This window comes from Flavivirga aquatica (assembly GCF_001747085.1).
GTDB lineage: Bacteria > Bacteroidota > Bacteroidia > Flavobacteriales > Flavobacteriaceae > Algibacter_C > Algibacter_C aquatica.
The window spans coordinates 1-427 of the sequence record NZ_MDJD01000003.1 but is presented as its reverse complement, the minus strand read 5'-3'; the positions used below and the strand labels follow the sequence as shown (position 1 = coordinate 427).

Below are 427 nucleotides of genomic sequence, written 5' to 3'. Positions count from 1 at the left end.
TTGATGCTTCAGGCATTAGGTCATTTTACCAAGAAGAAGCACATTCACTTGTATGTAAAACGTTGGTTGGAAGCATCAGTCCAGAAGAAAGATGGCACAATACATCCACGAATCAAAGGCACCCCACAGGGAGGAGTAATCAGTCCATTACTGGCAAACATCTTCCTGCATATAGTGTTTGATAGTTGGATAGAAACGCACCATCCCGAAGTAAAGTTTGAGCGTTATGCAGATGATATTATTATTCATTGCGATAATTTCAAACAAGCCCTGCGGACTTTGGAAGCGATAAAAGCTCGATTATTCCAATGTAAATTGGAGATAAAATCGGGTAAAAGCAATATCGTTTATTGCAAACGCAACCAAAAGAAGCATCCCCCATTTAAGGTTCATTATGTAACATTCGATTTTCTAGGATTTACATTTA

At 38.4% G+C, this 427-nt stretch carries 1 protein-coding gene; it reads left to right on the top strand.

Going from position 1 to position 427, the window contains the following annotated elements; all coding sequences use genetic code 11:
- Positions 1–427, top strand: a 427-nt coding sequence (locus A8C32_RS00015; protein WP_240491664.1) for a reverse transcriptase domain-containing protein, incomplete at both ends; no start/stop codon positions are given.